15 protein-coding genes are annotated in these 20,316 nt (G+C 47.3%); 13 read left to right on the top strand and 2 right to left on the bottom strand.

Features of this window, described 5'->3' with window-relative positions; genetic code table 11:
- Window positions 1–18 precede the first annotated feature (18 nt).
- Window positions 19–3,732, bottom strand: a complete 3,714-nt coding sequence (locus PIL01S_RS04020; protein ID WP_127536335.1) for a non-ribosomal peptide synthetase family protein — start codon at window positions 3,730–3,732, stop codon at window positions 19–21.
- A gap of 42 nt (window positions 3,733–3,774) precedes the next feature.
- Window positions 3,775–5,517: a methyl-accepting chemotaxis protein gene (locus tag PIL01S_RS04015; protein WP_127536619.1), complete on the bottom strand. Its 1,743-nt coding sequence runs from the start codon at window positions 5,515–5,517 to the stop codon at window positions 3,775–3,777.
- A gap of 666 nt (window positions 5,518–6,183) precedes the next feature.
- Between PIL01S_RS04015 and rpiA the strand changes: the two genes are divergently transcribed.
- From rpiA to PIL01S_RS03950, 13 genes are all read left to right on the top strand, one after another.
- A complete protein-coding gene (rpiA, locus tag PIL01S_RS04010; RefSeq protein WP_095358753.1) occupies window positions 6,184–6,855 on the top strand; it encodes a ribose-5-phosphate isomerase RpiA in 672 nt (223 codons plus the stop codon).
- Window positions 6,856–7,000: 145 nt separating this feature from the next.
- Window positions 7,001–7,462, top strand: a complete 462-nt coding sequence (locus PIL01S_RS04005; RefSeq protein WP_127536334.1) for a MarR family winged helix-turn-helix transcriptional regulator — start codon at window positions 7,001–7,003, stop codon at window positions 7,460–7,462.
- 240 nt (window positions 7,463–7,702) lie between these two features.
- Entirely contained in the window at window positions 7,703–8,791 is a 1,089-nt protein-coding gene (locus PIL01S_RS04000; RefSeq protein WP_127536332.1) for a cobalamin B12-binding domain-containing protein, read from the top strand.
- 14 nt (window positions 8,792–8,805) lie between these two features.
- Window positions 8,806–10,512 (top strand): hybrid sensor histidine kinase/response regulator, encoded by a 1,707-nt coding sequence (locus tag PIL01S_RS03995; protein WP_127536331.1) that lies wholly within the window; start codon window positions 8,806–8,808, stop codon window positions 10,510–10,512.
- A gap of 131 nt (window positions 10,513–10,643) precedes the next feature.
- A complete protein-coding gene (locus PIL01S_RS03990) occupies window positions 10,644–11,597 on the top strand; it encodes an alpha/beta hydrolase (RefSeq protein WP_127536330.1) in 954 nt (317 codons plus the stop codon).
- A 61-nt stretch (window positions 11,598–11,658) separates the two neighbouring features.
- Window positions 11,659–12,009 (top strand): hypothetical protein, encoded by a 351-nt coding sequence (locus PIL01S_RS03985; RefSeq protein WP_127536328.1) that lies wholly within the window; start codon window positions 11,659–11,661, stop codon window positions 12,007–12,009.
- Window positions 12,010–12,030: 21 nt separating this feature from the next.
- Entirely contained in the window at window positions 12,031–12,744 is a 714-nt protein-coding gene (locus PIL01S_RS03980) for a class I SAM-dependent methyltransferase (RefSeq protein WP_127536327.1), read from the top strand.
- Between the two features lie 105 nt (window positions 12,745–12,849).
- Window positions 12,850–13,836, top strand: a complete 987-nt coding sequence (locus PIL01S_RS03975) for an N-acetylglucosamine kinase (protein ID WP_164764159.1) — start codon at window positions 12,850–12,852, stop codon at window positions 13,834–13,836.
- A gap of 65 nt (window positions 13,837–13,901) precedes the next feature.
- The gene (locus PIL01S_RS03970) at window positions 13,902–14,339 is read left to right on the top strand and encodes a GNAT family N-acetyltransferase (protein WP_127536324.1); all 438 of its coding nucleotides are present in this window, start codon (window positions 13,902–13,904) and stop codon (window positions 14,337–14,339) included.
- Between the two features lie 229 nt (window positions 14,340–14,568).
- Window positions 14,569–15,027 (top strand): MarR family winged helix-turn-helix transcriptional regulator, encoded by a 459-nt coding sequence (locus tag PIL01S_RS03965; protein WP_127536322.1) that lies wholly within the window; start codon window positions 14,569–14,571, stop codon window positions 15,025–15,027.
- Complete coding sequence (locus PIL01S_RS03960; protein ID WP_127536321.1) at window positions 15,024–18,191, top strand: MMPL family transporter; 3,168 nt, start codon at window positions 15,024–15,026, stop codon at window positions 18,189–18,191. The genes PIL01S_RS03965 and PIL01S_RS03960 overlap by 4 nt, the downstream gene beginning before the upstream one ends.
- Before the next feature lie 184 nt (window positions 18,192–18,375).
- Complete coding sequence (locus PIL01S_RS03955; protein WP_095358742.1) at window positions 18,376–19,002, top strand: GDSL-type esterase/lipase family protein; 627 nt, start codon at window positions 18,376–18,378, stop codon at window positions 19,000–19,002.
- A 143-nt stretch (window positions 19,003–19,145) separates the two neighbouring features.
- A complete protein-coding gene (locus PIL01S_RS03950) occupies window positions 19,146–20,201 on the top strand; it encodes a phosphotransferase (protein ID WP_127536319.1) in 1,056 nt (351 codons plus the stop codon).
- Window positions 20,202–20,316 lie beyond the last annotated feature (115 nt).

The following is a 20,316-nucleotide window of genomic DNA, read 5'->3' as shown; positions in this document are numbered from 1 at the left end:
TATTATGAATGAATGGTCCTACTCCACAATATGAGATGTGGAAGAGTCAAGCTGCGGCTGATTAGCAGCAGGGAAATATCCAATGTTAACGGCATATTGCAGCATGCTGGAGATGAATGAGTCATCTGCTTTTGCACAGTGAATTCCGGCTGGCTCTACATACGCTGTTGTTACCGGGCAAGCATATACGTAGGCTGAATCCTTCGCACCGTCACCTTCCAATTGGGCAATGGCGAGCTGCAGGGCCTCTGGATCCTTGCTGATGGATGAATCGAATAACCAGCTGGTATATTCATCAAAAGGCAGCGTTTCGACTTCATATCCCGCACGATTGATGGAAGCAATCAAACGATCGTAACGGATCGACTCGGGATTACAAATGTGGAATACCCGTCCAGCCGTGTCATCACGCAGAGCCAAATGCACGATAGCCTGGCTTGCATAATCGATCGGTGTGAAATCAACCAACCATTCGGCAGCAGGAGCTTTGCCGAGAAGGAGCATCGCTTTGATCATCCGGTAGAAGGCATTGCTGTCGATATTGGACTGGAAGCGTCCCGTTTCCGAATGACATGTCAGGTTGCCCGCACGGTAGATGCTTACCGGTACACCTTCCTCTGCTGCAATCATCAGTACTTTCTCTGCTTCAAGTTTGCTATCGGAGTACAGGTTCTCTACATGCAGATCTGCCGGGAAACGGTCATACTGAAGGGATGATTCCCATTGTCCACTGAGCGCCAGATCTTCCGGTATGCCCATGGTCGAGACATGATGGAAGGAAGCGCCGGGTTTGCTGCGAACCAGATTCAGCAGGGCTACCGTACCCTCTACATTGGTTTTGGCAAACTGTTCAGCATCTCCAAAGTGTCTTACGTCTGCCGCACAGTGAATGACACGATCAATCCGGGCTTGTACCTTACTGGTTTGCTCAGCGGTTAAACCAAGGTTAGGCTTCTCCAGATCTCCCTCGATAATCACCACACGTGAAGCGAGAAGTGCACTGATCTCAGGCCCGAAATATCCCTCCATAACCTTGCTTAAACGCTGCATGGCTGTGTTACCGTCAGACGGACGACGAACAAGCGTATGGATTGTCACATCCGAATGAAGAAGGAGCTGCTGCAGCACATGTGAACCAAGGTAACCTGTAGCGCCTGTTAGCAGAACATGCTCCGGCTTAAGAATCTCAGGGTAGCCCAGTTGGGATGCCAATTCGACCGGATGCTCTGCCAGTTGCGTCATTACGCCCGTGTGCTCACCGGATGGGGCAGTTTGCTCAGTAATCTGCGCAAGTGACTGTACCCGAAGTGCCAGGGAACGAATGGTTTTCTCTGCAAAGAAGTCGGCAATCTTCAGCTGTGGATAGTGCGGCTTCAGAATAACCAGGACATGGATTACTCGTAAGGAGTCGCCACCGATCGTAAAGAAGCTGTCTTCGATTCCAAAGTCGCTATGTCCGAGAATTTCTTTCCACGCATTGAATATAATCGCCTCGGTCTCTGTCTCAGGCATGATCCGATTCGGCCGATTCTCATGTCTTTCCTCGTTTGGTAGAGATACCATCGCTTTCCGGTGAATTTTGCCGGTTGGTGCGATAGGCATTTCATCAAGCTGACAGATCCATTTCGGTACAAAATAGGATGGAAGCTTGTCTGCCAGTTGGGCTTTGATATGATCTACGGAGAGAGTGGTGCCATCCTTGGAAGTGAAATATCCCACAAGCATGTTCTGACCGTCCGATTCTTTCTTCGGAATGACCACAACATCCTGAATCCCTTCAAGGCGAGCAAAATGATCCTCAATCTCACCAATTTCAATCCGATGACCGCGGATCTTCAGCTGTGAATCACTACGTCCAACGTATTCGAGCAAACCGGTATCAAGCAGCTTGGCAATATCACCGGATTTGTAGATTTTTTCATCGATTGCAAAAGGATTATCAATAAAGGCTTGCTCTGTACGTTCTGGCTGATTCAAGTATCCTTTCGCCAGTGCAGGGGTAGCAATATATACTTCACCAGGCACGCCTACAGGGCAGAGCTGCTGCTCTTCATTGACGATATACACTTTGTAGTTATGAATCGGTTTACCAATCGGAATGTTAGCCACATGATCCGGTACCTGTTCACTGATCCGGTGTGTCGTTGTCGCCACAGTACATTCGGTAGGTCCGTACACATTGACGATATCGATCTGGTTACCAAATTTGCGCTGGAAGGCGCGAACCTGTTCTCCGTAGAGGGCTTCGCCCGCAACGGTAATAATTTTAACCTTGGCCAACTTATGGAACCCTTCGTCTGACAGATAGGATGCAAGCTGGTTGAAGAAGATCGTAGGCAGGATCGTAATAATCGTTGTACCTGTGCGCTCGATTGCCGTGGCGAACTCCTCTACAGATACACGTTCCTCGGCAGATAACAGATACAATTCCGCTCCATAGAACAGTGCACCGATCGTATCCCAGACGGAAGCATCGAAGCTGTATGTAGCAAACTGAGTCAAAACGTCCCCGGCTTGAATGTCACAATCGCGCTGCACGACACTTCCAAGGTTGACAACCCCGCGATGGGCAACGAGTGCGCCTTTGGGTTTGCCTGTGGATCCGGAGGTGTAGATGATGTAAGCGAGATCGTCTGCCTGAATATCCAGATTAGGATTACTTGCTGCAAATCCGGCCAGGCGTCCATCCACAGCCAGAATTTGACGTACGGTAGGAATACCCGAGAATAACCGTGAAGCTTCCGCTAGAGAGGACTCCTTGGTTAAAACAAAAGAAGAAGCCGTATCTTCCACGATATAACTATTGCGTTCCTGCGGATGTTCAGGGTCAATCGGAACGTAAACACCGCCTGCCTTCAGAATGCCGAGCAGGGAAATGATCGTTTCCAGACTGCGTTCCATGAAGATGCTGACGAACTCACCCTTTTGCAGGCCGTTGGATAACAGTACGCGTGCGACTTGATTGGCACGTTCGTTCAATTCTCTGTAGCTATACCGGCCAAATGGGGACGTGATTGCGGGCGAATCGGGATACTCGGCAGCCGTAGCTTCAAACCAGCCATGAATGGTCTGATGCTCAGGTTCAGTCACACAGGTATCATTCATCTCGCGGTACAGCGTCCGGTCAGAGGCGGACAAAATATCGACGGAGCCAATGGCCACGTCTTCATCCCGAAGCATGGAGAGAAGCAGGGTTTGATAGTACTCAGCGTATCTCAGCACGGTTGCTTCTTTCAGAAGGGATGCATCAAAGAACAAGTCGAGAGTGTATACATTCTGCTCCTCACGGATACTCCAATTGAGCACCTGCGGAGCCTGAGGAAGCTGAACACTATTAAACATAAACAAGGTTTCCGGGTAAGCACCCGGCTGCATCGAATCTTCTTTTTCTTGCAAAAGGGTAATTTGACGAATTAGCTCACGGAAGCTCATCTTACCATGTACCTGCAGCAGCAGAACTGATGCAGAACGATCCGGATCAAGCGTGCCAATGCCTAATTCCTGTTCTCCTGATAACCGGAACAACAAGGCAGCATATGCCGACAGGAGCGCGTTATAAATCGACGTTGAGCCATACTTCTGAGTGAGTTCACGGCTCTGTGTTGGCTGCAGCTGTATATGAGCTGATTCATACGAAAATGATTGTTGACGGCGCCCAAAATCCAGTGGAATCTGGAGAACTGGCAACTCAGATTCCACGGTCTGGGAAGATGAAGAGTGATGATCGATCACGTCTATTTTCCTCCTTAATTATAACGTTCGTTTTATCGTTTTTTAGGACTTGCTTACATTAAAGTGAGAGATCAATTCCTGTAATTCCTCAGACATGCTGTTCAAACGGGTGGAAGAATCAACAAGGGTGGACAGGGAAGCCTTCTGGTCATCGACAGAAGCGGCAATACGCTCACTGCTTTCTGCTGTTTTGCTAACGCTGGCAGACAGATCATCTGCGGTAGCAGTCATTTCCTCTGTACTTGCAGAAATTTCTTCTGTAGCACTGGAAACTTCCTGAATCTGATTCGATACTTTCTTCGCAGCTTCCAGAATATCTTCAAACAACTTTCCTGTCTGATCTGCAACGTCAAGTCCGGTATCGACTTCTGCCGTACCTTTTTCCATTGCGCGGACAGCTTGCTTGATCTCGGTTTGAATCTCGTCAATCAATACGGCGATCTGGCTTGTGGATTGTTCGGATTGTTCCGCAAGCTTACGAACTTCACCAGCAACAACGGCAAATCCTCGGCCCTCTTCACCAACACGAGCTGCCTCAATGGATGCATTCAACGCAAGCAGGTTGGTTTGGCTGGAAATGCCGGAGATGATGTTCAGGATATCTCCGATTTCCTGCGAACGACTCTCCAGAACCTGGATTGCTGAAGCCGTATTCTTCACGGATTCCGTAATCAGTGTCATTTGCTGAGACACTTGGCGTACAACCGTGTTACCCTGTTGGGAACGGCGTTCCATTTCATAAGCTTCATCTGCTACATTAGCGGAACTGCTGGCAATCGTTTGAATGACAGTCGCCATTTCGGCCATGGCACGGGCACTATCGAGACTTGCCTGTTCCTGTCCACGGATGTTGGAAGTGATTTGCGTTACATTGCTGTTGATGGAATCGGCGTTCTCGCTGTTTTTCTCAGATACCTCATACAGCTCTTTGGCTGATTGGTTAACCTCTTGAGAGGTGACTTGCACTTTAACGATTGTGTCATTGATTTTGCGAACCATCGTGTTGAACTTCTCGTTTACAAGTCCGAGGTCGTCTTTTCCTGTCGGAATGTTGACATTCAAATTACCCCGGCTAACGTCATCGATACCTTTGATCAGGTGACGAATTGGGGATAGCGTATTTTTAACTACTAGGTATTGGATAATCAGGAACAACAGAAGGAAAGCAACCAGAATGATGATACCGTTTTTAAGCAGTGATTTCAGTCCGGCAGGTACTGCTGTTGCATCTGCATCGACTGCAAAGTAAGAGAAGATTTTGCCGTTGCTGTCCTTGATCGGATAAGCAATGGTTGTCCATGTGCCAAAATCATCTGAATAGAAAGTCGTGAAGGTTGGACGGTCCGTATTAAGCATTTCTTTGAGTGCATTCGCCACAACAACGGGTTGTTCATACATGTCGCCAATATTAACATTATCGCTCTGGAATGCTTCTCTCAGATTGGTCGGCATGGCTACGAGAGAAGTTTCTCTTTTCGTATCTCCGCCTAGCTCTACACCAAAGATATAAGCTTGGGCGATATTCGGGTAGTATTCTTGCATTTCATCGAAATAAGCACGTAACTGGGCTTGCACTTTTCCATCATAGCTGCCTTCAGCAATAGCTGCCTCTACGTCGGCTGGGTTGATTCCCTCTGCCCACTTTTTAGTGATTTGTTCTACTTGTCCATGCAGCTGGTCTACGAGAACCGTCTTTTGGAAGTAATAGCTGCTCGCAATAAGTGCAACCCCGATAATAATGATGTTGGTGAATGAAAGTAATAAGTTTTTCGAGAAAAAGGACATGCTTTTCCAACTAAATGATTTCACTAAATTCCACTCCTGATCTTCTTGTAATTAACAAACCTTTTATTTGCTTGCATGAATGCAGCCAATCAAGTCATTTGTTGATCCCCCTCCAGAGCTTATGTATGCGACCATGGTCTTGGGTTCGCAGTCTTAATGCAGAGACTTTTGTACCTCATAATCCATAGGTGTCTAATTATTAAAACACATCTATACTTAATATGTCGTATGAAATGTTGTTAAATTGAATAGTTTTGTTAAAACTTTTTTAATAATTTACATATTTGCGGACATACCACTTATTACATAGGTATTTAGAACTGTTTATTTGGAGGAATTTCCATTTTCTAGTCTCCGTCTTTATTTTATAACAGGATGATACAAAAAACACCTTTAAAACTTAAGAATGACTCCAGACTTGAAAATTATTGTAATGAGCAGGAACGGCCTTTTGTCAATTAAGGGAAACGTAGTATGCCAGATTTCTTATACCATTTTAACTAACCATAAACTTACATAGCAGGAAATGGAGAAATCCGGGATTTGTCGTTAGATCAAATTTCCTGCTGCATGGCATTCGGCATGGATATACATCGGAAGCGGTTTTATCTATAATAAAGACAGTGTGCATTTTTCAAATCATAAGCAGGCGGGGGTTTATTTTAGATGAATCTGAAAAAAATTGCAGCAGAGCGGGCGGCAGAATACATTCAAGACGGCATGAAGGTTGGACTCGGAACAGGCTCGACGGCATATTTTGCGATATGCAGACTGGGAGAGCGTGTACGCGAGGGGCTGCAAATCCAGGCTGTGGCGACTTCGGAAGCTTCGGACAAGCTGGCTCGCGAGTGGGGAATTCCGATCATCCCATTCGACCAGATTGGAAGGCTGGATATTACGATTGATGGTGCAGATGAGGTCGATCCTGATTTCAATCTGATCAAGGGCGGGGGCGGAGCTCTTTTACGTGAAAAAATCGTGGCGGCTAACAGTGATAAACTCATCATAGTTGCTGATGGGAGCAAGGCGGTTCAACAGTTGGGTCAGTTTCCACTGCCGGTAGAAGTGGTTCCTTTTGCATCGGAATGGACCTTCCAGGCGCTGGAGAAGCTGGGCTGCCGACCAGAATGGCGTATGAATGAAGATGAGCGCTACCTTACGGACAACGGAAACCTGATTGCGGATTGCCGGATGGAATCCATCGTCAACGTGGCTGAGCTCAACGTACAACTCAACATGCTGCCAGGCGTAGTCGATAACGGTTTGTTCGTTGACATGGCCGATACGGTGATTCTGGCCAAAGATGACGGTAGTATTGATGAGCGCCATCGTTCCTAAGATCGATCAGATGACCCTAGGATACATGTGCTTGGCTTATTGATTGTAATGCCTTGTTTTGAGAAGTGCTGTGTGATGGATGAAAACGCTGCTTGGCATCGAAGCGCAGCCTGAATTTGCAAACCATTGACGGAGGATTATGGAAATGCCGAATACGGAGGACAATCGGGAACTATCTTTGCAATTATTCGTGGTTCTCGCCCGAGCATACAATTCTGTTACATCAAGGTCCAATCGTGACATCCAGAGTCATGGACTGAATACGACAGAATTCGGGGTACTGGATTTGTTATATCATAAGGGCCCGCAAGCCTTGCAAAAAATCGGAGAGAAAGTGCTAATGTCCAGCGGGAATATAACCTATGTAGTGGATAAGCTGCAAAACAAGGATTTGCTGTTTAGACGTGCATCCAAGGAAGACCGCCGAGTTATTTACGCGGAATTGACGGAAAAGGGAAGAAATCTATTCACCCAAATATTCCCTGGACATCATCAGGTTATCATCGATGCGATGGAAGGTTTAGAGCCATCGGAAAAAGCGGATGCCATTCGCCTATTGAAGAAGCTAGGACTAGCTGCTGAAGGAAAAACCGACTTGCGTTCATAACGCAGGCCGGTTTTTTTGTGTGAAAAAAAGGGGCATGAACTGGCTAGATGACTTGCAGGAATGCTCATAATATAGGAAAATTGTTCTAATATGCAGCTCCAAATGAAATGTTTCTCCCTGGAGTTCATGTATAATAATAAAAGCATTTCCCGATCAATAGCTGATTGAAATCGAATCGACTCTTATCGTGGATATTTCATGATGGTTGATACGATTCACAGCAAGAGGAGGGATAACGTAATGACCCATCAGGAAGCTGGGGAACGCTTGCTGAAAGCAGTAGGTGGGCTGGCTGATAAAATAACGGAGAAGCAGTATACGCTGCAACCTGAGTTGCTTGAACGTTTTGGTGAAAATGGCAGAATGCGGACTCAACAGGATTCGCAATATAGTTTGAATTATCTGGCTGAGAGCGTTCTGGTTAAGAGTCCTAACCTGTTTACTCATTATATATCTTGGCTCAAAACGCTACTGGCAGGTTATCACGTTTCGGCGGATGATCTGGCCATTAATTTAAATCTAATCAAAGAGACGTTAGAAGAAGAGTTTGATGATGCATCCAAGTCACTTGTTCTAGATTATCTGGAAATGGGAATCTATCAAACCCAGCATCATGACGTAGCACAAGGATTCGTTAACGAATCTTTTCCATATGGCCATGCTGCCAAATCTTATTTGCAGGCCCTTCTGGATAGCAGACGCCAAGAAGCTTTTGGCATTATTGAAGCCGAGCTGGAAAGCGGAGCAAGCATTCGTGATATTTATCGTTATATTTTTCAACCCACTCAATATGAAATAGGCCGCTTGTGGCAGCTTAGCCAGATCAGTGTCGCTCAGGAGCACTTTTGTACGGCAGCCACACAGGCTATTATCTCGCGGCTGTATCCCCGCTGGTTGATCCATGAGCCACAGCAGAAAAAGCTGGTTGCAGCCTGTGTAGGCAGTGAGCAGCATGAGATCGGTTTGCGTATGCTTGCTGACGTGTTTGAGATGGAAGGTTGGGATACGTATTATCTAGGGGCAAATGTTCCGAATGGCAGCCTGCTTGAGGCGATCGAGCGCCATCAGGGAGATGTGGTGGCTATTTCAGTAACGATGACATTTCATCTTCATCTTGCCAAAGAACTTATCCAAATGATTCGTAATCACCCGGCTACCTCGCATGTGAAAATCATGGTAGGAGGTTATCCATTCAACATTGATCCGGAGTTATGGAGGACCGTTGGGGCAGATGGTTATGCTCCCGGAGCTGATGAGGCTGTTGCCGTCGCAGAAAGTCTGCTGGCTCAGCAATCTGCCAACTGCAACGTTGGTATGATTCGCGAATAGAGAGGAATGACGCAATGTCTAATGAAGCTGGAGAGATCGAAAAGCTGCGTAAAACGATTGAGCATTTATCTGATCAGATTATTCGCAGTAAGGAACAGGAAGAGCGAATTCTTGGTGAATTCTCGGAAATGAACAATGAACTGGTGACGCTTCAGCGTCTGCTTGCTAAAAATAACGCAAGTCTGGATGCCGCTCGGAAAGAAGCAGTATCCGCAGGGGAATCCAAAAGTTCATTTATAGCCGTAATCAGCCATGATTTCCGTACACCCTTAAATGGAATATTAGGCATGGCTGAACTTCTGCAGCATTCTTCCCTGTCCGAAGAACAGCAGCATTCGGTTCAAGTGATTCAAGAAGCAGCGAGACTTCTGCTGAAGCTGATTCAGGACCTACTGGACTTTTCCAAACTGGAAGCAGGTCAGATGCGTCTTGAAATGGGAGATGTCGAACTGGAGCCTACGTTTAACTATATCGTTCGTTTGCTGGAGCCCAAGGTGATCCAAAATGGGAACAAACTGGTCGTGGAATGTGATCCCCGAATTTCCGGGGTTCTTGAGGGAGACTCCACACGAATTACACAGGTTTTGATGAACCTGATTCAAAATGCCAACAAATTTACAAAAGAAGGATCAATATGTATTCAAGTTGTCCTGGTTCGGGAAGATGAGAACTCTCAATGGATCCGATTTGAGGTAAAGGATACGGGAATCGGAATCGCCGAAGAAGATCAGAAAACCTTGTTCCAACCCTACGTTCAAACGGAAAAAGGCCGTTCCAAGGAATATGAAGGAACAGGCCTGGGGTTATCCATATGCCAGTCTCTTGTGGGGTTAATGGGGGGGCAGATTGGAGTCATTAGTCAAGAGAGCCAGGGCTCGACATTTTGGTTTGAAATTCCAATGGGACGCAAGACAGAACATGTAAAAACCACAGTCCCGACGGGACAAGATACATTACATGATTCGGGCGCCTTACTACAGGAACCCTATTCTCGGCCAATCCTGTTGGCTGATGATAATCTGATTAACCGTCAGGTTGTTTTGATGCAACTTAAGAAACTTGGGATCACCGAGGTCGATTCGGTTTCCAACGGAGAAGAGGCTGTTGCGGCCTTTCTTAGCAAGAGGTATGGAATCATACTGATGGATAACATGATGCCGATTATGGATGGATTTGAGGCAACACGCAAAATAAGAGCCATGGAGCAGGACGAAATGCGTCATGCCATTCCAATAATTGCGATGACAGGCAACGTCATGGATGGAGAGAAAGAGAAATGCCTTGAAGCTGGAATGAATGATTTCATTGGCAAGCCATTCACATTGGAATCCTTAAAAAATGTAATTCAAAAATGGCAGCATCCCCCGGAATTCCGGGAAGTACTGAATATGAGCATCGTAAAAGAGATCGGCGAACTGAACAGTGATGGCGAAGAGACGATACTTGAGATGCTGCTGGGCATGTATCGTAACGAAACACCTGGCAAAATTGAGGTGCTTCGCAGGTACGTTGTCTCCGGAGATCATATTGCTGCTGCTGAATGTGCCCATGATCTGAAGTCCGGCAGTTTGAGTCTCGGAATAGAATATTGTTCAACGCTTTTTGCCAGAATTGAACAGCTTGCCAAAACAGGTCAAGTGAGGAAGGCTGAGCCATTGCTGGGTGAATTGATGCCAGCATATCAGGAGGCCTGTGAAGCTTTGGAGAAAGTCATCATTTAAGGGTTTGTTGTCTTAACGAAATAGGTTAGGGCAGCAAGCCTGTTTTTTCGTCCGAAAACGAGTGTACATAAGAACATGTATCCTTAACTGTGTTAGGGGCAGAAGATCTTGAGAGGGGGAAAGAAGCATTCATGTTAATATACGGGACTACCGCACTTATTCTGGTCATTCTTATTACGACTTGGATCGGAGGACTATACTTTTTCAAAACAGCTATTCGCCGAGCGCCAAAACCATTTCTAATCGACAATCCGAATCTAATGCCTGAACCGGATAATGAATTGATCAGCAGTGCATCAGACCTGGAGTGGTTGGACACGCAGGATGGCGAAATGGTAAGCATCACGTCTCACGATGGGTTGAAATTGCAGGGAATATGGTTGGCTTCAACTGGGGAGTCGAGTCAGACGGTAATTCTGGCGCACGGGTATTCCGGGAGAGGTAGAGAAATGGCCGGTTTTGCAAGGTACTATGCAGAGAAAAGAGGCTGTAACGTACTCATGCCTGATGATCGCGCTCATGGTCACAGTGAAGGAGACGTCATTGGATTCGGCTGGCTGGATCGGAAGGATTACGTCGATTGGGTCCATTGGGTGATCAACAAGGTGGGAAACCAGACAGACATTGTGCTGCATGGCATCTCCATGGGCGGTGCAACGGTTCTTATGACAGGCGGGGAGTCTCTGCCGGATCAGGTAAAAGCCATCGTGTCAGACTGCTCCTATACATCGGTGAAGGATGAGCTTACGTTTCAGCTTAAACAATTGTACAAATTACCGCCCTTTCCATTTATCCCTGTGACAAGTCTGATCTCCAGATGGAAGGCAGGGTATTCCTTCGAGGAAGCATCGGCCCTCAAACAGCTCGCCAAGGTGCAGGTTCCCGTTCTATTTATTCATGGAGAGGCAGATACCTTTGTCCCGACGGAGATGGTGTATCGGCTTTATGATGCTTGTCCTACGGAGAAAGAGCTGCTGACCATTCCCCGTGCAGGGCACGGTACAGCTTTTCAGGTGGATCGTGTGCGTTACTTGGAAGTCCTTGAAGCTTTCCTGAACAAGGTAACGATGGAGCGCGCGAATTAGATATTAGATATGAGATATGCCGGGTAGTTAAAAGTAGGTGCTTATAACAGGGAGGTGCAGCATGCCGCGATCACGAAGAGTCTGTTCTTACTGTCAACAGGAAATGGGTGTAGACGAGTTCAAATGCAAAGCATGTGGCAATCTGGTTGAAATGAAGACCGTTCCTGCGGAGACTACACAAATGGAAGAATACGAGGAGGGTTTATTGGATCGTTACTCCATAGGTCTGCTAATTTTAATTGCGATTCTTCTTCCTCCGATAGCGATTGCCATTGGCGGGGTAATGTTATTTAATGACGATCCTTACAAAAGGGACACCGGGAAGATGCTTGTCACAGGTGCCCTGCTCGTGTTAATCATTTGGGCCATCATTCTTATTTCGATCTCAGGAACGCTGACAATCCAATTCTAGTTTATTACGGGGGTGCCATTCATGGGAAATGAACAATTCGAAGCAGCGCGCAAAGCGGAGGCAGGCTACCATTCGAACTTTTATCAGAATAATGAGCTATTTGAAGCCGGAACGTGGATGGCTAGACCGATGCCAATGGTGATGGAGATGCTGGAACGTTTGCTTGCACACAAATCGGAACTGCGAGTGCTTGATCTGGGATGCGGTGTAGGGCGACACACCATTCCAATTGCACAGCGTCTGCAGCAAACGGACAGCGAGGTTATTGGAGTGGATCTGCTGGATGAAGCAGTTGAAGGACTTCGGAAATATGCGAAGAAATATCAGGTTGATCATATGGTAAAAGCCGTGAAAGCAGACGTGGAGCATTATGATATCAGGCCGAATACTTTTGATTTTATTGCAGCTTGTTCCTGTCTGGAGCACGTATCCGATGAAAATGCTTTTCTGGAAGCACTAAGTCGTCTTCAGGCAGGGACACGCACAGGTGGGATTCATTGCATCACGATGAGTACAAGTGTAGAGGAGCAGGAGATTAGCACTGGACGGCGAATTGAGCCTTTGATCGAACTAAATCTGTCAACAGCCAAGGCCACCGAATTGCTTGAAGAGTCATATGCAGGATGGAATATCCTGCTTCAGGAACACGTAACTCAGACCATTGAAGAAGAAAAGTACGATGAACCGACACAGTTCCGCTGCGAATTGCTTCGTTTTGCCGTACAGAAGCAATAGCAGAACCTGCCGGGAAGTATGAGGTTATGCAGCCCGGCAGTTCTGTTTTCTATGACATAAGGAAACGTCGTTAATACAGTCTATTATCAGAGTATGGGGGATACGATGAATACATATGTGGTAGGCATTGATGGTGGCGGAAGCCATACAAGAGTGGCCGTAGCCGATGGAGATGGACAACTGTTGTCCTATGTGGAAAAGGGAGGTTGTAATCGTTATCACGATTTCAATGCTGAGCAGCATGTGCTCGGAGGCATTACAGAAGCGCTGGAGCAGGCTGGCATTAAGGGAGAACAGGTGGCTGCCATTCAAGCCGGTATGGCAGGTCTGGACCGGGAAGAAGAATTCACCTGGGCCGAGGGTGTTCTTGCCAAAACGGGCATCCTTGGGAGGAGAAGTGCGGTAAACGATACACATATTGCTCATACAGCTGCTTTTAACGGTAGGCCTGGAATCGTGGCAATTGGAGGCACAGGGTCTTTGATCCTTGCCAGGACGGAGCAGGAAGTATGGCTCCGAAACGACCAATTTGGGCACTATGCGCCGACGGCAGCGCGTTTTCTGTCATACGATACCGTGCATTCAATTCTGGCAGGCCGATATGAGGCAGAGGATCATTCCTTTATCGAACAGATTCTTGCATATTGGAATGTGCGTTCAGTGCCGGAGCTCGCAGCGCTTGGAGCCGCAGGGTTTGCTGATGATAAACAGGCGATGAACCGCAAATTCAGTCAAATGGCACCCTTGGTGACGGAAGCAGCAATTCAGCAAATTCCACTTGCGATGAGGGTATGTGACTCGGCAGCAGATACAGCTGTTGTAGGTATTCTTATGCTGGCAAGCTGTTTTCAATCTAAACAGGTCACTTACACACTGACTGGAAGCTGCTTGACCTCATCTTATATGAAGGCTGCCGTTCAGAAAGGGTTAGGTCAAAACCATCCATCTACAAGTAGAGAGTTCGTTTACATAACCAGCAAGCTGCCTGCCGTTGGCGGCGCAATCTTGGATGCTTATCAATTGGCTGGTATTAAGGTGAATCAGGATACTCTCAATGCGCTTCAGAGTCAGTTACAAGGGTATGAGACTTGAACTTTGACAGGCTAACGACTACAATACGATAACGGAATTAAGCAAGTCATAGGAGGAGTATAAGAGTGTTGATTAATCTAAAATCACGCATACAGGAGCCGGAAGTGCAGGAATTGCTGTCCTACTCGGTTTTTCCGGACCCGGAGCAAGTCGGTCAAGCGCTGCAACAATATGTGAATAAGGACGAGCTTCTGCTGGATGGATATGAGGATGAGGGACAGTTAGTTGGCTTGGTTGGGTATGAGAAAACGGGGAACAGCGAGATTACCATCCAACATATTGCGGTATTACCGGAGAACCGTTTCAAAAACTATGGCCGTGGCATGATTGCACAGCTGCTGGAGAAGTATAATCCGGACAAGCTCATCGCGGAAACGGACCAGGAAGCTGTGGAATTTTATCGTAATACTGGCTTTGTCGTATACAGCCTGGGTGAGTTATATCCAGGTGTCGAACGATTCCGTTGTGTACTTGAAAAAGACGAGGATGCAATCGAAGAATAGATGATGGATCACCATAATCATGGTGACCTTCGTAATGTAACAAAACAAGAAACAGGGCGTGAGACTTGGCCGGGAGCTAAGCCTTACGCCCTGTTTCTTTGTCGTGAAAACACAAAATAACAGGAATAAAGTATTGCTTTGCATTATAGTTTCAATATAGAATAGTTTCATTGAAGAATAGTTCGATAAGTGAACTATATGGACAGAAAGGACAGAAAGGAGAATAAACATGAATACACCGGATGCCAAAAGTTTGGTGAACCGTTATCTGGATGCATCGTTCCTGGTATCCAAACAGTTTGATACGCGAATCCGTGAAAAGGTGGGGCAGACCATGACAACAGACCAGTTCTGTGCTCTCCGTTTGATTGAAGAGAAACCATCCTGCACACCATCTGATCTGTCAGAGCTCCTCTGCGTCGGAAAAAGCAGCATCACGGCACTGGTTAACAAGCTGGTTGATCGGGATCTGGTCCATCGGGCTGGAGATGAGCGGGATCGCAGAGTGGTATATCTGACATTGACAGATACTGGCCGTCAGGTATACCGCGAGACAGAACGGGAAATACAGCAGCTTCTTGAGCCGTACCTGGTTCATTTTAAGCCGGAAGAAGTACAGAATTTTATTGAATCCTTTGAGAAGTTGGCGACCTTGCTAACGAATGAGGGAGGACAGGAGAGCGAATGAGAACGATTCTGAAAGCAAGATGGTGGTTGATGGGGTTATGGGTTGTTGTAGCCGCCGTATTGATGTTCACAGCCCCCAACATGAGTGAACTAATTCGGGAAAAAGGACAGTTTTCGGTCCCGGAAGGGTACTCATCCACCCAGGCAGCTGCCATCCTCGATGAAGCTGCTGCACAAAAAGGCGAACAGCAGGGCAGTCAGCTGGCACTTGTTTTTTATAACCCAGATGGTTTGGGTACGGTAGGCAAACAAGAGGCTGAGAAGGCTGTAAAGCAGCTGGAGTCGAAGAAAGAAGAACTCGGCATTTTGTCCATCTTGGAGCCCTTCTCCCAGCCAGAACTGTCAGACAAAATGATCTCTGCTGATGGAAAGACGATCCTGACGTCCCTGTCTATCGATCAGGGAGATCGTACTGTCAAGGAAATGCGTGAGGATCTTAATGAAACGCTGGACTCGGTCAATGTGGAACACTACATAACCGGTAAAGGATTAATCGATGAAGATACGGTAGAGAGTTCCCAGGAGGGACTCAAGAAATCGGAGTATATTACGGTTGTATTTATTTTGCTCATATTGTTCCTTGTATTCCGTTCGTTTGTAGCTCCATTTGTCCCTCTGCTTACCGTGGGTATCAGCTATATTGTATCGCAGCAGATTGTTGCATTCCTGGTCGATGGGGTGGATTTCCCGATTTCGACCTTTACGCAGATTTTCATGGTTGCCGTCATGTTCGGGATTGGTACCGATTACTGTATCCTGCTCATCAGCCGATTCAAGGAAGAATTGGCCCATCATGAAACGACGTGGGAAGCGATTATTGCAACCTATCGGACAGCAGGCAAAACGGTATTCTTCTCTGCTCTTGCCGTGCTGGTTGGTTTTGTCGCCATCGGTTTTGCACAGTTTATGCTGTACCGTTCCGCAGTGGCAGTCGCAGTCGGCATTGCCGTAATGATGCTTGCTCTGGTTACCATTGTTCCGTTCTTCATGGCGGTGCTGGGCAAGAAGCTGTTCTGGCCCTCCAAAGGTTCACTCGAACATGCGGAGAGCAAGATCTATGGAGCAGCGGGTCGCTTCTCTCTAAAACGTCCATGGGCTGCGCTGCTTATTGTCGCAGCTGTCTGCGTGCCGCTTCTGGCCACGTACGATGGGAAATTATCGTTTAACAGCTTGGATGAGATTGGTGAGAAGTATGATTCGGTAAAAGCGTTCAACATTATCTCGGAAAGCTTTGGTCCGGGGGAATCCCTGCCGGGTCAGATTGTGATCCAAAATGATGAACCGATGGACAATGCCAAATATATGGCCGTAGCCGAGAAAATCAGTCGCGAAGTGGAGAAGGTGCCGGGAATCTCCGGGGTACGCAGCATGACACGTCCGACGGGTGACGAGGTCAAGGATTTCGAAGTCACTCAGCAAGTGGGGACTTTATCGGACGGACTCGGTGAAGGCAAGACGGGTCTGGATAAAATTCGTGATGGTCTTAGCGAAGCCAGCAGTCAATTAAGCAAGAACGAACCTCAGATCAAAGAAGCTGCAAATGGTGCCGGAGAACTGAGCAAAGGTACGTCCCAGCTGCAATCGGGAATTAGCCAGTTGTCCGAAGGTCTTCAGCAGATTGAGCAAGGAATTCGTGACGGCTCGGCCGGTGCTGGTGATTTGCAAGCAGGACTGCAGCAGGCGAAAACAAGTGCTGACCAGCTAGCTCAGGCGAGTAATCAGCTGCTTGACGCTTACCGTCAGGCTGGTGCAGGCGTAGCTGCGCTTGGCGAGGGTACCGGGGAAATTCAGCAGCAGCTGACAGGCATATCTACGGCGCTAACCAGTCTGAATGAATCATTTGCAGCGCTTGAAGAAAGATACCCTGAACTGCTGCAGGACGCAGACTATCTGCGGGTCAAAGGTACACTTGGGGAAACGGGAACAGGTACAGCCCAGCTTGCCCAGGCACTAGGACAGATTCAAAGCAATCTGAGTCAAGCTGCTGCAGGGATCAACCAGGCTAACGAAGGCTTCACTTCCGCTGCATCTGGACAACAGGCTCTGGCTAGTGGGCTGGGTCAGATTGTAACGGGAATAGGACAGCTTGAAGCCGGGCTGAAGCAGGCAGCAGATGGTCAAGGTAAAGTGATCAGTGAGATTCCTTCCATCCAGGATGGACTCAGCCAGCTTCAGGGTGGTCAGGAGAAAATTAGCCAAGGCTTCTCGGACCTCAGTGGTCAGCTGACCCAATTAACAGATGGTTTGAATCAGAGTGTGGATGGAATTGCGCAGGTGTCCGGTGGTCTTGATTCCGCACAGGATTATTTGACACAGCTGCAGAATTCACCGGATTCCGATCTGGCCGGCTGGTATGTACCTGAAGAAGCGTTGAGCAACAAAGACTTTGCACAGGTATTCGATACGTATCTGTCCCAGGATCGGAAGACCATGACGATAGATGTTATTTTCGCTGAAAATCCGTACGGTATTGAAGCGATTGATCGCGTACCGGATATCGAAGCTGCGGTTCACCGTGCGGTACAGGGTAGTGCGCTGGAAAAAGCAGACATTGCTGTCGGCGGGGTAACCAGCACATTCGCTGATTTACAGGAGATCTCCAACAACGACTACACACGCACGGTTATGCTCATGCTTGCAGGCACATTTATCGTTCTAGTCCTGCTTCTGAGATCCGTGATCATGCCGCTATATTTGATCGTTTCCCTGTTGCTGGCCTATTTCACATCCATGGCTCTAACCGAGGCGATATTCGTGAATATCCTTGGTTTTGCGGGCATCAGCTGGGTTACGCCATTCTTCGGATTCGTAATGCTGATTGCGCTTGGTGTGGATTACAGTATCTTCCTGATGGATAGATTCAATGAAAATAAAGGCATGAGCGTTCAGGATGCAATGCTGTATGCCATGAAAAACATGGGTACGGTGATTCTGTCAGCAGCCGTTATTCTGAGCGGAACCTTTGCTGCCATGTATCCATCCGGAGTTCTCTCCATGATGCAGATTGCTACCGTTGTTCTTAGTGGTTTGGTTCTGTATTCATTGCTGTTCCTGCCGTTCTTCGTGCCTGTCATGGTGAAGATGTTCGGCCGGGCCAACTGGTGGCCTTTCCCTAATAAGGATCAGAATGATTCAGCGGATTCGGACCGTACGATGAGCATGTAGTTAAAATCATATAAAGCCCCTACGAAATATGAATATTTTCGTAGGGGCTTTTCATTTTGAGGAAATATGTGCATGTCGTAAAAAATAAAGGTATGCGCCTACGGACACCATCCCGCGCCTTGTCTTCGGTTCTTTCATATAGATATAGCAGTCAGTCATAAGTTAGCAGAGAGGGGCGACGGTGATGGTATATCGATATGCGGCCATTGGAGACTCGTTAACGGTAGGCACAGGCGCGCTGCTGGGCACCGGCTTTGTTCCTTTGTACCGCAGAATGGCAGAAATGAATGTTCGCACATTTGTCTCGATGGATAATATGGGGGTCAACGGATTAACCTCAGGTGAACTGATGCAAATGGTATCCTCCAACACGAGGGTAAGACAGTCTCTGCGCGAAGCGGACATTATTACAATATCCATTGGCGGGAATGATCTCATTCGCACATTCAAGGCGAGCGGAGCTATGCCAAGCGCAAGTAAAATGACACAGGTGCTTGGAGATACCCGCAGTAACGTTTCACAGATCATGAGACATATTCGTCAGTTAAAAGGTAACAGTGCCTATTTGGTCCGAACGATCGGATTGTACAACCCGTATCCTCAAGCCGCAGAGGCAGCGTATTGGGTTCGTCAGTATAATTCCTTTCTGAATGGTGCAGGGTCGGGGAACTACGCCTGTGCTCAGGTGTACGACCGTTTTGAAGGGCATGAACGGGAATTGTTATTCTGGGATCGTGTTCATCCCAATGCAAGAGGGTATCGTGTTATTGCGGACCAACTGAATCGTATGGGGTATAGACCTTTTAACTGAAGAACTCATTAGGACATTACGAGATGGCTGTGGGTATCCTGATTCAGACTGGACCCGCATATGGGCATACGTTAAGATGGGGAGAATAAGGGATTTTATCTTGTCGATTCATATAGACATTACAGATGAAGGAGTATTAATCGGTGCACAACATTCATTTACGTCCTCATGAGGATCTGGAACGACAGCTGATACAGGAAGTGATATCCGTATTTCTACCTCAATCCTGCTGGGAAGCGGAACGCAGATACGGCGGAATGAACAACACAACGTATATGCTTAAACTGGATGGCGAGCGTTATGTTCTCAGGGTGTACGAAACACATACGGATCTTGTGAAAATTGCGTTTGAGCACCATGTGTTATCGGCACTGAGAGAATCGGACTTCGGACTTATGGTACCAGCTCCAGTCAAAGCTATAAAGGGGGATGGGCACACGTTCCATTCCATTTACGATCCGAGGAATGAACAGTACAAAATCGCAGCCCTCTTTACGTATAATACGGGCAAGAATCCGGTGTGGAATAGGCCAAATCAGCTTGTTGAACTGGGACATGCGGCGGGTTTGCTGTCTGGTGCTCTGTCAAGACTGGAAATATCACTTGAACCTGTATACCCACCTTATTATCAAATTCAACAGGCATATCCACTCTGTCCGCCAGAGAAATTGATACAGCTATGTACGTCACCACCTAGCGAGCTCCAGGCGTGCGCAGAAGAAATGCAGGATCTGCTGCCTGTGCTTCCAGCTTTGTTCGAGTCTCTAAACGGGATGGAACGTCTGCCTCATCAACTGGTTCACGGAGATGTGAACGCATCAAACGTCTTGTCGGACGACGATGGCCGAATCTGTTCCATTCTGGATTTTGAGTTTGCCACATGGGATCTGCGGGTCATGGAGCTGGCTGTTCCCATGTCGGACCTGCTAACTATGGACAAGAGTGATGAATGGATGTGGGAGGCGCTCGAAGGACTGATCCGAGGATTTCGGAAACAGGTGATTCTGGAGCCGGATGAACTGCTGGCTATTCCGCAGCTTATTCTGCTGCGCAGTCTCGATGTGGTTATGCATTTTATCAGTCGCATGTTCGAAGGAACGGATGAACCCGATGTTGCAGTTAACCAGATCATTAAGCTGCAAGAGCGGATCCTCTGGATGAATCGTAATGAGGAGCGGTTACGCAAATTATTAACGTGAACAGGCAGCTGCCTTTGTTTAACCATTATAAACAAAAGAACGCCGATTCTGTTTTGAAACAGAATCGGCGTTCTTTTTATTAAGGGCATTCGACTCTACCTTAGCGTATGCCGAA

The sequence above is a fragment of the Paenibacillus illinoisensis NBRC 15959 genome (assembly GCF_004000925.1).
In the GTDB taxonomy this organism is placed as follows: Bacteria; Bacillota; Bacilli; order Paenibacillales; family Paenibacillaceae; genus Paenibacillus; species Paenibacillus illinoisensis.
The sequence above is the reverse complement of the archived record's forward strand: the minus strand, read 5'-3'. Positions and strand labels throughout refer to the sequence as shown.

Bases quoted from the DNA above. Each gene is read 5' to 3' on its own strand.
- PIL01S_RS04015 (WP_127536619.1), bottom strand. From the start codon at position 5,517: ATGTCCTTTTTCTCGAAAAACTTATTACTTTCATTCACCAACATCATT.
- rpiA (WP_095358753.1), top strand. From the start codon at position 6,184: ATGAATCTGAAAAAAATTGCAGCAGAGCGGGCGGCAGAATACATTCAA.
- PIL01S_RS04005 (WP_127536334.1), top strand. From the start codon at position 7,001: ATGCCGAATACGGAGGACAATCGGGAACTATCTTTGCAATTATTCGTG.
- PIL01S_RS04000 (WP_127536332.1), top strand. From the start codon at position 7,703: ATGACCCATCAGGAAGCTGGGGAACGCTTGCTGAAAGCAGTAGGTGGG.
- PIL01S_RS03995 (WP_127536331.1), top strand. From the start codon at position 8,806: ATGTCTAATGAAGCTGGAGAGATCGAAAAGCTGCGTAAAACGATTGAG.
- PIL01S_RS03990 (WP_127536330.1), top strand. From the start codon at position 10,644: ATGTTAATATACGGGACTACCGCACTTATTCTGGTCATTCTTATTACG.
- PIL01S_RS03985 (WP_127536328.1), top strand. From the start codon at position 11,659: ATGCCGCGATCACGAAGAGTCTGTTCTTACTGTCAACAGGAAATGGGT.
- PIL01S_RS03980 (WP_127536327.1), top strand. From the start codon at position 12,031: ATGGGAAATGAACAATTCGAAGCAGCGCGCAAAGCGGAGGCAGGCTAC.
- PIL01S_RS03975 (WP_164764159.1), top strand. From the start codon at position 12,850: ATGAATACATATGTGGTAGGCATTGATGGTGGCGGAAGCCATACAAGA.
- PIL01S_RS03965 (WP_127536322.1), top strand. From the start codon at position 14,569: ATGAATACACCGGATGCCAAAAGTTTGGTGAACCGTTATCTGGATGCA.
- PIL01S_RS03960 (WP_127536321.1), top strand. From the start codon at position 15,024: ATGAGAACGATTCTGAAAGCAAGATGGTGGTTGATGGGGTTATGGGTT.
- PIL01S_RS03955 (WP_095358742.1), top strand. From the start codon at position 18,376: ATGGTATATCGATATGCGGCCATTGGAGACTCGTTAACGGTAGGCACA.